Source organism: Rhodococcus sp. CX (genome assembly GCF_015865005.1).
Classification (GTDB): Bacteria; Actinomycetota; Actinomycetes; order Mycobacteriales; family Mycobacteriaceae; genus Rhodococcus.
Window position 1 is genome coordinate 5,626 of sequence record NZ_JADZGH010000058.1, and the last position, 11,281, is coordinate 16,906.

Annotated in this window: 13 protein-coding genes; 7 read left to right on the forward strand and 6 right to left on the reverse strand. The window is 71.0% G+C overall.

Annotated elements, in window-relative coordinates; translation table 11 throughout:
- A partial coding sequence (locus I0Q12_RS05845; protein ID WP_231610095.1) for an alpha/beta fold hydrolase occupies positions 1 to 1,104 on the reverse strand: 1,104 nt, incomplete at its 3' end.
- Positions 1,105 to 1,193: 89 nt separating this feature from the next.
- On the opposite strand from I0Q12_RS05845, the gene I0Q12_RS05850 reads away from it, so the two are divergent.
- Positions 1,194 to 1,760 (forward strand): DUF488 family protein, encoded by a 567-nt coding sequence (locus I0Q12_RS05850; protein ID WP_197251043.1) that lies wholly within the window; start codon positions 1,194 to 1,196, stop codon positions 1,758 to 1,760.
- Entirely contained in the window at positions 1,757 to 1,978 is a 222-nt protein-coding gene (locus tag I0Q12_RS05855) for a DUF2945 domain-containing protein (protein WP_197251044.1), read from the forward strand. Before I0Q12_RS05850 ends, I0Q12_RS05855 begins: the two co-directional genes overlap by 4 nt.
- 53 nt (positions 1,979 to 2,031) lie before the next feature.
- Here I0Q12_RS05855 and mshC read toward each other — a convergent pair whose 3' ends face one another.
- From mshC to I0Q12_RS05880, 5 genes are all read right to left on the reverse strand, one after another.
- Positions 2,032 to 3,273 (reverse strand): cysteine--1-D-myo-inosityl 2-amino-2-deoxy-alpha-D-glucopyranoside ligase, encoded by a 1,242-nt coding sequence (gene mshC, locus I0Q12_RS05860; RefSeq protein WP_197251045.1) that lies wholly within the window; start codon positions 3,271 to 3,273, stop codon positions 2,032 to 2,034.
- A gap of 53 nt (positions 3,274 to 3,326) precedes the next feature.
- Positions 3,327 to 4,133, reverse strand: coding sequence for an SCO1664 family protein (locus tag I0Q12_RS05865; protein ID WP_197251046.1), 807 nt, complete (start codon positions 4,131 to 4,133; stop codon positions 3,327 to 3,329).
- 4 nt (positions 4,134 to 4,137) lie between these two features.
- Complete coding sequence (locus I0Q12_RS05870) at positions 4,138 to 4,725, reverse strand: DUF3090 domain-containing protein (protein WP_197251047.1); 588 nt, start codon at positions 4,723 to 4,725, stop codon at positions 4,138 to 4,140.
- Positions 4,726 to 4,770: 45 nt separating this feature from the next.
- Positions 4,771 to 5,472, reverse strand: coding sequence for a histidine phosphatase family protein (locus tag I0Q12_RS05875; RefSeq protein WP_197251048.1), 702 nt, complete (start codon positions 5,470 to 5,472; stop codon positions 4,771 to 4,773).
- Between the two features lie 68 nt (positions 5,473 to 5,540).
- Entirely contained in the window at positions 5,541 to 6,386 is an 846-nt protein-coding gene (locus I0Q12_RS05880; protein WP_197251055.1) for an undecaprenyl-diphosphate phosphatase, read from the reverse strand.
- 186 nt (positions 6,387 to 6,572) lie between these two features.
- Here I0Q12_RS05880 and I0Q12_RS05885 point away from each other — a divergent pair, with 186 nt between their 5' ends.
- From I0Q12_RS05885 to I0Q12_RS05905, 5 genes are all read left to right on the forward strand, one after another.
- Complete coding sequence (locus I0Q12_RS05885) at positions 6,573 to 7,511, forward strand: aldo/keto reductase (RefSeq protein WP_197251049.1); 939 nt, start codon at positions 6,573 to 6,575, stop codon at positions 7,509 to 7,511.
- 114 nt (positions 7,512 to 7,625) lie between these two features.
- On the forward strand, positions 7,626 to 8,300 hold the full coding sequence (locus tag I0Q12_RS05890) for a heme oxygenase (biliverdin-producing) (protein ID WP_197251050.1): 675 nt from the start codon (positions 7,626 to 7,628) through the stop codon (positions 8,298 to 8,300).
- Positions 8,297 to 9,316, forward strand: a complete 1,020-nt coding sequence (locus I0Q12_RS05895; protein ID WP_197251051.1) for a hemin ABC transporter substrate-binding protein — start codon at positions 8,297 to 8,299, stop codon at positions 9,314 to 9,316. Before I0Q12_RS05890 ends, I0Q12_RS05895 begins: the two co-directional genes overlap by 4 nt.
- A complete protein-coding gene (locus I0Q12_RS05900) occupies positions 9,313 to 10,398 on the forward strand; it encodes an iron ABC transporter permease (protein WP_197251052.1) in 1,086 nt (361 codons plus the stop codon). The genes I0Q12_RS05895 and I0Q12_RS05900 overlap by 4 nt, the downstream gene beginning before the upstream one ends.
- The gene (locus tag I0Q12_RS05905; protein WP_197251053.1) at positions 10,395 to 11,264 is read left to right on the forward strand and encodes a heme ABC transporter ATP-binding protein; all 870 of its coding nucleotides are present in this window, start codon (positions 10,395 to 10,397) and stop codon (positions 11,262 to 11,264) included. The genes I0Q12_RS05900 and I0Q12_RS05905 overlap by 4 nt, the downstream gene beginning before the upstream one ends.
- Positions 11,265 to 11,281: the final 17 nt, after the last annotated feature.

Below are 11,281 nucleotides of genomic sequence, written 5' to 3' on the forward strand. Positions count from 1 at the left end.
GTCGAGCAGGACGAGTTGCGAGACGCGGTCGGGGTAGCGCAGCGCGTATTCGAGCGCGACCTGCCCGCCGAACGAGTGTCCGAGCACCGCCCACCGCTCGAATCCGAGGTGCTCACGCAGGCCGTCGGCGTCCGCGGTCAGGTTCTCCCAGGTCATCGATTCGACGGGCGCACCGACCGAGCGACCGTTGCAGCGATGGTCGTAGAACACGAGCGTGAACCGATCCGCGCACGCCCGCAGCGACTGCATCGTCCACAGATCCGCGGACGGGCCACCATGCATGATCAGCAGCGGAGGGCCCTGCCCGACGACGTCGACATACAGGTGGGTGTCCCGGATCGGGATGCGGCCGGGCCGGACGCGGCGCAGCCCGGCCCACCCGCGTGGACGAATGAGATTTCCGCGGGGCGCAACCGCGTCCGTCGGAGGCTCCGAAGTCCGGGCGGCACGTTCGATGTTGCGCTTGAGAACCCTCAGCATGCGGGCCTGCATGATCCACACCATGGGCGGGAAGACCCAGAAATACACGAAACGGGCGACCCAGCGCGGACGGCCCGTCTGATACCCGCTGATGACCAGCCGGGTGCGCCGACCGGGAAGCTCCTTCAGCAGAAAGCCCCACGATCCTTCGATGTAGGCGGAGGGGCGGGGTTGACGAGGGTCGAGAGTTCGGCCGCGTAGATCGCTCAGACCGTGGAGGCCGAGGAACCGGTTCTTCTCCATCGTCGCGACGGTGTACGCGTCTCCGGGACCCGCGCCGGGCGCCCAGTATCGGAGGGTGTCTCCGCACCGGAGATCCTGCCACTCCGGATGAACCCGGCTCGCGCTCGGACGGCCCGCGTTGTCCAGGTGATCCCACGAGTACCAGCCGCCCCGGTCCCAGCCCATCTGCACCAGCCAGGGCCAGACCTGTTCGGGCGGAGCGTCGATGGTGACGGCCATGGCTCCCGATCTCTCGCCGTCGGGAACCAGCTCGGCGCCGGGGAACTGTCCGGTGATCTCGTCCTCGGTGGCCCCCCATCGCACGAGTCGAGGACGTATCAGGCCCGCGTAGATGGCGGCCGCTGCAGCGCCCGTGATCCCGATGCCCGGTGCGAGTGCCATCCGTTGAGGGTGCGCCCGTTCGCCGAGGCTTCGCAAGGGTGCCGGATACGGTCGAGGTACGCGACCGTTCGGAGAGAAGGACGCACAGCATGAGCGCTGGTCCCGGCACGTTGTGGACGATCGGGCATTGGACCTGCCCGCCCGCCGTCGTGCTCGACACGCTCACCTCGGCGAATATCGAATTGCTCGTCGACGTGCGCAAGATGCCGGGCTCGCGCCGGAGCCCGCAGTTCGACGCCGACGCGATGCCGGCCTGGCTGGACGGCGCCGGCATCGGATACCTGCACCTGGCCGAGCTCGGCGGCCGGCGCCCGAAGCAGAGGGACGTCGACCCGGCCCTCAACGCCGGGTGGCGGAACGCCGGCTTCAAGAACTACGCGGACTACACCCTCACGCCCGCCTTCGAGGCCGGTCTCGCGCGCCTCACCGACCTCGCGACGGACCGGCACGTCGCGATCATGTGCGGCGAGCCGATGCCCTGGCGCTGTCACCGCCTGCTGATCGCGAACGTCCTCGCGGCACGGGGATGGACGGTCGTGCACCTGATGACCGACGCCGCTCCGAGGCGGCACGAGCTGGGACAGTGGGGTGCGGCACCGTCGGTGGGTCCCGACGGCGTCGTGACCTACCCGCAGACGACAGGAGACACCGCATGAGCGAGAAGTTCGCGGTCGGCGACCACGTCGGCTGGAATTCCGAGGCGGGCCGGGTCTCCGGCACGATCACGAAGGTTCACACGAAGGACTTCGAGTACAAGGGGCACACCCGTCACGCCACCGAGGACGAGCCCCAATACGAGATCGCCAGCGACAAGACCGATCACGTCGCCGCCCACAAGGGTTCCGCGCTGACGAAACTCCCGGACCGCCACTGACCGCCCGTGCGTGGTTCCGGTAGCGGGTGCTACCGAAACCACGCACGGGCGCGTCAGCGCAGGGCGATGCCCAGCAGCGCGTCCACCGCGTCCGCGAACAGGCCGGGTGCCGAGGCGTCGTCCCCGCCCCGCTCGACCGCGAACGTCGCCCAGCCGTCGAGGGCGTCGAGGGCCTTGGGGGTGTCGAGGTCGTCGGCGAGGTGCTGCCGCAGCCGCGCGAGCACATCCTCGGCGGAGGCGGCCGACTCCAGTGCCGCGGCCCGACGCCACAGCTCCAGCCGCGCCTCGGCGGCGGTGAGCACGTCGGCCGTCCACGCGCGGTCCTGCCGGTAGTGCCCGGAGAGCAGGCCCAGACGGATCGCGGCCGGGTCGACGCCCTCGCCGCGCAGCTTGGAGACGAACACCAGGTTGCCGCGGGACTTGGACATCTTCTCGCCGTCGAGGCCGATCATGCCGGTGTGCACGTAGTGCCGCGCGAAGCGGCGGCCGCCGGTGACGGCCTCGGCGTGCGCCGCGGAGAATTCGTGGTGCGGGAAGATCAGGTCGCTGCCGCCGCCCTGCACGTCGAAGCCGGCGCCGATGCGGTTGAGGGCGATCGCGGCGCATTCGATGTGCCAGCCGGGCCGGCCGTCACCGAACGGGGACGGCCACGCCGGTTCCCCGGGCCGCTGCGCGCGCCACAGCAGCGCGTCGAGGGGGTTGCGCTTGCCGGGGCGGTCGGGGTCGCCGCCGCGTTCGGCGAAGAACCGCATCATCGTGTCGTGGTCGTAGCCGGATTCGTAGCCGAACTGTTCGGTGGCGTCGACCCGGAAGTAGACGTCCGGATATTCGGCGTCGTCGACGACGTAGGCGGCCCCGGAGGCGACCAGCTTCTCGACGAGCTCGACGACCTCGTTCACCGATTCGACGGCGCCGATGTAGTCGCGCGGCGGCAGCACCCGCAGCGCCTCCATGTCCTCGCGGAACAGCGCGGTCTCGCGCATGCCGAGGACCACCCAGTCCTCGCCGTCCCGGTTCGCGCGTTCGAACAGCGGGTCGTCGACGTCGGTGACGTTCTGGACGTAGTGCACGTCGTGTCCGGCGTCGCGCCAGATGCGGTTCACGAGGTCGAAGGCGAGGTAGGTGGCGGCGTGCCCGAGGTGGGTCGCGTCGTAGGGGGTGATCCCGCAGACGTACATGGTGGCCGTGGCGCCCGGGGTGACGGGACGGACCGCCCGGTCGGCGGTGTCGTACAACCGCAACGGCGGTCCCTGACCAGGGACGGACGGGAGCGCGATATCGGACCAAGACTGCATGGCTGAAGCCTAGTGGAGGCCGCTGAGCGACCCGGAGCGAGGCCGGTCGTCGATCAGAACGCGGGCCACGGAATGCGACGGTCCCCGAGCGGCTTCGGCATGACCGGCCGCGCGAGCAGCGCGGTGATGCGGGCGCGCAGCGCCGCGACCTCGGCGCCGGTGATGTAGGCGCGCAGCTCGTTGCCGAATTCGCCGTCGAGTCGCTGGGCGAGTTTCTCGAGGTCGGTGAGCAGCTCCGGGTCGACGGATCGGCCCGCCCAGCCCCACAGCACGGTGCGCAGCTTGTTCTCCTGGTGCAGGCAGATGCCGTGGTCGACGCCGTAGACACCGCCGTCGAGTCCTTCGAGGGCGTGCCCGCCCTTGCGGTCGGCGTTGTTGAGGATCACGTCGAGCACGGCCATGCGGTTCAGGCGCGGGTCGTCGGCGTGGACGAGCACGACCTCGGCGCCGTCGTAGTCGCGGGCCCGCAGCACCGGCAGCCAGCCGCTGGGGACGGCCCCGGCCGGGCACAGGTCGATCAGCTCGATGTGCCCGTCGGGGGCGTCGTCGGGGTCGGGGGTGTCGATCCACTGCTGCACCATGCCGGTGCCGAACGGCCCGTCGCGCAGCACGGTCACCGGGATGACGCCCCAGCCGAGCGCCTCGGAGATCAGGTACGACGCGACCTCCCGGCCGGCGAGGGTGCCGTCGGGGAAATCCCACAGCGGCCGCTCGCCGCGGACGGGTTTGTAGACGCAGCGCACCACGGTGCCGTCGAGGGTCGCGTCGCACACGAGGGTCGCGTTGCTCGCGTGCACGACACGGCCGACGACGGTGAGTTCACCGCGCTCGAGCACATCTCGGATGTCCGGGATGCTCACCTGGTCAGGACTCCTCACCGAACCAGGATGCCGGATCGAACCCGGGGGTGCGCAGGTAGCCGTTGGTGCGGATGCACACGTGGCCGCCGCCGCCGATCGGTTCGCCGCACAGCGGGCACGGGGTGCGGCCGGCGGAGACGACCATCTCCGAGCGGGCCGCGAACTCGAGGGCCTGCTCGGGGGTGAGGAACACGCGGACCGCGTCGGGTCCTTCCTCGGTGTCGTCGAGCACGACGGACTCGTCGAGTTCGGCCTCGGTGACGGCGAGGAGTTCGACGACGACGGCGCTGGTGTCGGCGTCCCAGCCCAGTCCCATGGTGCCGACCCGGAATTCGGCGTCGATGGGGGTGATCAGCGGGCTGATGTCGATGTCGGGATCTTCGGGCAGGTCGGTGCCGAACCGCCGGTGCACCTCTTCGAGGAGCAGGCCCATGCGATCGGCGAGGATCTTCACCTGCTGTTTCTCGAGCAGGACGCTCACCACGCGGGACTCGTGCACGGCCTGCAGGTAGAACACCCGGTCGCCGGGTTCACCGACCGTGCCGGCGACGAACCTGTCCGGGGTCCGGAACACGTGTATCGCGCGGGCCATCGCACCTCCTCGAGTCGTATGTTTCGAATGAGCCGAACACTGCCATTATCCGCCGGACGTCGCCGTCGTCGGGGGGTCACCGGCCGGGTTCACCTCGCCGCCGGGCACCGATTTCGGGGGGACGGCGAGCCCGGTCAGATCCGGGCCGGTGTCGTTGATGCGGAGCACGAACGGACGCGTCTCGGTGTAGCGGACGACGCTGAGCGAGGCCGGTTCCGCGACGATCCGCTGGAACCCGTCCAGGTGCGTGGCGAGCGCGTCGGCAAGGACGGATTTGATGACGTCGCCGTGACTGCACGCGATCCACACGACGTCGCGGCCGTGCTGTTCGGTGAGCCGGGCGTCGTGTTCGCGGACCGCGGCGACCGCGCGGGCCTGCACCTGCGCCAGCCCTTCCCCACCGGGGAACACGGCCGCGGAGGCGTGCTGCTGCACCACCTTCCACAGCGGTTCGCGGACCAGTTCGGACAGTTCCCGGCCGGTCCACTGCCCGTAGTCGACCTCGGCGAGCCGGTCGTCGACGAGCGGGGTCAGGCCGCGGTCGGTGGCGAGCGGAGCGACCGTCTGTTGGCAGCGCAGCAGCGGCGAGTGCACGATCTCGGTGATCTCCAGGCCGGCGAACCGGGCGATCAGACCCTTGGCCTGGATGTGTCCGAGTTCGTCGAGTTCGACACCCGGAGAACGACCGGCCAGCACCCGCGAGGTGTTGGCCGTCGAACGTCCGTGCCGCAGCAGGATCACCGTCATGGAATCCAGCCTAATGGGCCACCCGCACCCGGGCAGGTCACGGCGCCGCGCGGGGGCGCGCCGCGCGGTCAGGTCGCGGAGATCACCCCGGTGCCCAGCAGGGCGAGCACGAGGACGCCGAGCAGGATGCGGTAGCCGACGAACCAGTACATCGAGTGGTTGGTGACGAACCTGAGCAGCCAGGCGATCGCGGCGTAGCCGACGCCGAAGGCGATGACGGTGGCGACCAGCAGCTGCGGCCCGGACGCGTTGAGTCCCTCCCCCGCGGGTTCGAACGCGTCCGGCAGGCTGAACAGCCCGGAGGCGACGACGGCGGGGATGGCGAGCAGGAACGAGTAGCGGGCGGCGGCCTCGCGGTTGAGGCCGAGGAACAGGCCGGCGGAGATGGTGCCGCCGGACCGGGACACGCCGGGGATGAGGGCCATGGCCTGCGCCGTGCCCATGACCAGGCCGTCGCGCAGGGTCAGCTGCTCGATGCCGCGCTTCTTGGGGCCGTAGTACTCGGCGGCGGCGATGACGGCGGAGAACACGATCAGCATCGTCGCGACCAGCCACAGGTTGCGGGCGACGGTGCGGACCTCGTCCTTGAGGACGAATCCGAGAATGCCGATGGGGATGGTGCCGAGCAGCACGTACCAGCCCATCTTGTAGTCGTGGTCGACGCGCAGTTCCTTGTGGAGCAGGCCACGGAACCAGGCGAGGAGGATGCGCCAGATGTCGCGGGCGAAGAACACCAGCACGGCGGCTTCGGTGCCGAGCTGGGTGACGGCGGTGAAGGAGGCGCCCGCGTCGGATCCGAAGAACACCTCGGAGACGATGCGCAGGTGTCCCGAAGAGGACACCGGCAGGAATTCGGTCAGCCCCTGGACGATGCCGAGCACGATCGCCTGAATCCAGGTCATGGACTCGCCGATCATGCGACGATCTCCGCACGGGAGTGGGGGCAGCGGCACAGGGGGCGATCGAATCTCACTCGGGGCACAGTACGCGGCGCGCCTGGCCGACTTCGGGACCCTCGCGGCACTAGGGTGCGTGCCAGGGCGAGGAGTCGCGGTTGCGGCCCGGCGACCCGATCGGACGGTCACGAAACGCGGGCGGTTATGGAACAGAGAACGGTGGGAGCGAGCGGGCTGCGCGTCTCGCGGCTCGGTTTGGGCACCTTGACCTGGGGTCGCGGCACCGACGGGGACGAAGCCGCGGCGCAGCTGTCGGCGTTCGTCGACGCCGGCGGCACCCTCGTCGACACCTCGCCCGCGTACGGCGACGGCATGTCGCAGCGGATCCTCGCCGAGCTGCTCGACGACGTGGTGCCGCGCGATCGGCTGGTGTTGTCGGGTAGCTCGGGGATCGACACCTCCAAGCTCCGTGAGGGACGCGTCGACTGTTCCCGCGGTGGACTGCTCACGCAGCTCGATGCGACGCTGCGGGAACTCGGGACCGATCATCTGGATGTGTGGCAGGTCGCCACGTGGGATCCGCAGACACCCGTGGACGAGGTGGCGGCGACGCTCGAGTACGCGATCACCAGCGGCCGCGTGCGCTACGTCGGGGTGCGCGGCTATCTGGGCTGGCAGCTCGCGACCGCGGCGTCCGCGGCGCCGCGGGGCGCGCGTCTGGTGAGCACCCAGGTCGAGTACTCGCTGCTGGCGCGGGGCGTCGAGGAGGAGCTGATCCCGGCCGCGACCTATCACGGCGCCGGGGTGTTCGCGGCGGTGCCGCTGGCCGGGGGTGTCCTCACCGGCAAGTACCGCAGCGGGATTCCGGCCGATTCGCGCGGCGCCGACGAGGTGCACGCGGAGGAGGTTCGTCACTATTTGACCGATTCGGCGGTGCGGGTGGTCGACGCGGTGGTCACCGCCGCGGACGGGCTGGGCACCTCTCCCCTGGCGGTGGCGCTGGCGTGGGTGCGGGACCGGCCCGGGGTGGCGTCGGCGCTGGTCGGTGCCCGGGATCTGGCGCAGCTGACCGGGGTGCTGGTGGCGGAGGAGCTGGAGTTGCCGGCGGCGATCGCGTCCGCGCTCGACGATGTGAGCGCCTGAATCCGCTGCGGGCCTGAATCCACTGGGGCGGAGGGGAAACCCGCGTTCGCGCACTCTCCGAAAGTTAGGCTACCCTGCTCCGTAGGTTCGGGTTGGCTACAACAGGGAGAGCATATGACCGCCACCGAGGTTGCCGGATTCGCCGAGCGCATCAAATCCGGAACTGCCGCGGAACACAGCGAGACCGAGAATTCGGCGTTCGTCACCGAGCTGCTCGGCGGACAGCTCAACACGGCCGGCTATGCCGCCCTGCTGGCCCAGTCCTGGTTCATCTACGAGGCCCTCGAACGGATCGGCGCGAGCTATGCCGACGATCCGATCGTCGGCCCGTTCCTCGCCGACGAGCTGCTGCGCACCGCCGCGCTGGAGGCGGATCTGCAGTTCCTGCTCGGCGACGACTGGCGGGCCACGGTGACGCCGTTGCCGGCCACCGTGCGGTACGTGCAGCGGCTCGAGGAGGTCGCCGCGACCTCCCCGGAGGCATACCTGGCACACCATTACCTGCGGTATCTCGGTGATCTGTCCGGCGGCCAGATCATCCGCCGCATGCTCGAGCGTGCCTACGGCTACGAACGCGACGGCCTGCGCTTCTACACCTTCGACGAGATCCCGAAGACGAAACCGTTCAAGGACGCGTACCGCGCGAAGCTCGACGCCGCCCCCTTGGACAGCGCGCAACAGCAGGCCGTGATCGACGAGGCGAACCTGGTGTTCGGTCTCAACCGCGATCTGTTCGCCGATCTCGGCGCCGATCTCGACAGCTACCGGGTGGCGACCCCGCAGTCATGACCCGCCTTCGCCGTAGCCTTCTGTCCCTTCTCCTTCCGCTGGTGACGGTGCTGGCCGTCGCCGGCTGCGGTGCCACCGGCGAGTCCGGTTCGGCGCCGGCCACCGGGGCGCGCACCGCGATGATCGCCGACCGGGATCCGCGACCGATCGCGGAGAACCCGGTCCCGACGCTGCCGGTGACGGTCCGCAGCTTCGACGGGGTCGACGTCACCGTCACCGATGTCTCGCGCATCGTCACCGCGGACCGCTCCGGCACCCTCGCGCAGACCGTGTTCTCCCTCGGTCTCGGCGCCAACCTGGTGGGGCGGTCGACGGCGAGTTTCCCGGCGTCGGAGCATCTGCCCAATGTCACCCCGGGCGGGCACGGCCTGAACGCCGAGGCGATCCTGGCGCTGAATCCGACGGTGGTGCTCACCGACTCGTCGATCGGGCCGCTGGCCGTACAGGAGCAGTTGCGGGCCGCCGGGATCCCGGTGGTGTTCGTGGACCCGACCCGCACCCTCGACACGGTCGCGTCCGGGATCGAGGCGGTCGCGGCGGCGCTGGGGGTGCCCGAGCAGGGGGCCGCGCTGGTGCAGCGCACCGAGGAGGAGATCGCCGCGGCGAGCGCGTCGATCCCCGCGGACCATCCCGAACCGACCGTGGCGTTCCTGTATCTGCGCGGCTCGGCGATCAAGATGCTCGGCGGTCCGGGCTCCGGGGCCGACGCGCTGATCGGCGCGCTCGGCGCCCGGGACGCCGGCACGGTCGCCGGACTCACCGCCGAGTTCACCCCGATCACCAGCGAGGCGATGATCGCCTCCGCACCGGACGTGATCCTGATCATGACGCACAGTCTGGAATCGGTCGGCGGTCCCGACGGTCTCGCGGCGTTGCCCGGCGTCGAGCAGACCCCCGCCGGGAAGAACCGCAGCATCATCGACATGGACGATTCGGTGCTGCTCAGCTTCGGTCCCGACACCGGCAAGGTCCTGGCCGCGCTCTCCGACGCCCTGTATCCGCAGGCCCAGGAATGACCACGGTCACCGACAGCACCGCGACGCCCGCAAGCACGAAGGAGGCCGGCGCCCGGCGCAGCACCCTGGTGTTCACCGGGCTGACCGTCGCGCTGGTGGTGCTGGCGCTGGTGTCCGCGTGCCTCGGGCAGGTGCCGACGTCCCCGGCCGAGGTGGTCGGCAGCCTGCTGCACCGGCTCGGACTGGATGTCGGGCCCATGCCCGCGCACCCGGCCGGCGACGTCGCGTTGTGGCAGGTGCGGTTCCCGCGGGTGGTGCTGGCGATGCTCGTCGGCGCCGCTCTCGGCTGCGCCGGCGCGCTGCTGCAGGGGGTGTTCGCCAATCCGCTCGCCGAACCCGGCGTCATCGGTGTCTCCTCCGGCGCGGCGGTCGGGGCCTCGCTGGTGATCGTGCTGGGCGGCGCGTTCACCGCCGGCTGGGCGTTGGCCGGGGCCGCGTTCGTCGCCGGCCTGCTCACCACCGCCCTGGTGTACGCGCTGTCGCGGTCGAACGGGCGCACCGAGGTCGTCACGGTCATCCTCACCGGTGTGGCCGTCAACGCCGTCGCGGGCGGGCTGATCGCGCTGTTCACGTTCGTCGCGAACCCCGCCGCCCGCGACCAGATCGTTTTCTGGCAGCTCGGCAGCCTCGGCGGCGCCACCTGGGAAATCGTGTCGGTGGTGGCGCCGCTGACGTTCGCCGGGATCGCCGCGGCCGTCGTGCTGGCCCCGAAGCTCGATCTGCTCTCGCTCGGCGAGTCCGTGGCCCGGCACCTGGGGGTCGACGTCGAACGCGTGCGGCAGGTCGCGATCGTCATCGTCGCGGTGCTGGTGTCCGCGGCGGTCGCGTTCACCGGCATCATCCTGTTCGTGGGCCTGGTGGTGCCGCACCTGATGCGGATGGCGCTCGGTCCCGCGCATCGGCGGCTGATCTGCGCGAGTGCCGTGTGCGGCGCGGTGACGCTGCTCGCCGCCGACCTCGGCGCCCGCACCCTGGTCGCGAACGCCGATCTGCCGTTGGGCATGCTCACCTCGCTGATCGGCGGGCCGGTGTTCTTCTGGATGCTGCGCCGCACCCGCGCGAGCCAGGGAGGGTGGGCATGAGCCGTTCCCGCGTGTTCGGCCGGTGGCGAGACGACCGGCAGGTCCCGGAACGCTCCGGGCCCGGAGCGGTGACGATGCGCGCGACCGGGGTGCGGCTGCACCGCGGCGACCGGCAGATCCTGCACGACGTCGACGTCGAGGTCCGGGCCGGGGAGGTGCTCGCGCTCGTCGGGCCGAACGGCGCCGGCAAGTCGACGCTGCTGGCCGCGCTCACCGGTGATCATCCGATCTCGGGCGGCCGCGTCGAGGTCGACGGGCGCCCCCTCGAGGAGTGGGCGCCGGTCGCGTTGGCGCGGCGCCGGGCGGTGCTCCCCCAGCAGCACACGGTCGGGTTCCCGTTCACCGCCGTCGAGGTGGTGCGGATGGGCCGGTCGGCGTGGGCGCGCACCGCACGGCAGGGTGACGACGACGCCCTGGTCGCCGCGGCGCTCGCCGAATGCGACGTCGCGCACCTGCAGGATCGTCCGTTCCCGGCGCTGTCCGGGGGTGAACGTGCCCGGGTCGCGTTGGCGCGGGTGCTCGCGCAGGACACCGAGACGCTGCTGCTCGACGAACCGACCGCGGCCCTGGATCTCGGGCATCAGGAAGCGGTGATGCAGGTGGTGCGGGCCCGCGCCGATCACGGGCACGCCGTGGTGGTGGTGCTGCACGATCTGGGGCTGGCCGCGGCCTACGCCGACCGGGTGTGCGTGCTCGAACGCGGCCGGGTCGTCGCGGACGGGCCGGCCGGTGAGGTGCTCACCGAGAAGTTGCTCAGCCGCGTCTACGCGTATCCGGTGCAGGTGGGCAGCGACCCGACGACGGGTACTCCCCTGGTGCTGCCGCGGCGGGACCGGCCGGGCCCCTCGGTGGCGGCCGCCGGCTGAGCCGGCAGATGCGGCAC

Bases quoted from the DNA above. Each gene is read 5' to 3' on its own strand.
- I0Q12_RS05850 (WP_197251043.1), top strand. From the start codon at position 1,194: ATGAGCGCTGGTCCCGGCACGTTGTGGACGATCGGGCATTGGACCTGC.
- I0Q12_RS05855 (WP_197251044.1), top strand. From the start codon at position 1,757: ATGAGCGAGAAGTTCGCGGTCGGCGACCACGTCGGCTGGAATTCCGAG.
- mshC (WP_197251045.1), bottom strand. From the start codon at position 3,273: ATGCAGTCTTGGTCCGATATCGCGCTCCCGTCCGTCCCTGGTCAGGGA.
- I0Q12_RS05870 (WP_197251047.1), bottom strand. From the start codon at position 4,725: ATGGCCCGCGCGATACACGTGTTCCGGACCCCGGACAGGTTCGTCGCC.
- I0Q12_RS05875 (WP_197251048.1), bottom strand. From the start codon at position 5,472: ATGACGGTGATCCTGCTGCGGCACGGACGTTCGACGGCCAACACCTCG.
- I0Q12_RS05885 (WP_197251049.1), top strand. From the start codon at position 6,573: ATGGAACAGAGAACGGTGGGAGCGAGCGGGCTGCGCGTCTCGCGGCTC.
- I0Q12_RS05890 (WP_197251050.1), top strand. From the start codon at position 7,626: ATGACCGCCACCGAGGTTGCCGGATTCGCCGAGCGCATCAAATCCGGA.
- I0Q12_RS05895 (WP_197251051.1), top strand. From the start codon at position 8,297: ATGACCCGCCTTCGCCGTAGCCTTCTGTCCCTTCTCCTTCCGCTGGTG.
- I0Q12_RS05900 (WP_197251052.1), top strand. From the start codon at position 9,313: ATGACCACGGTCACCGACAGCACCGCGACGCCCGCAAGCACGAAGGAG.
- I0Q12_RS05905 (WP_197251053.1), top strand. From the start codon at position 10,395: ATGAGCCGTTCCCGCGTGTTCGGCCGGTGGCGAGACGACCGGCAGGTC.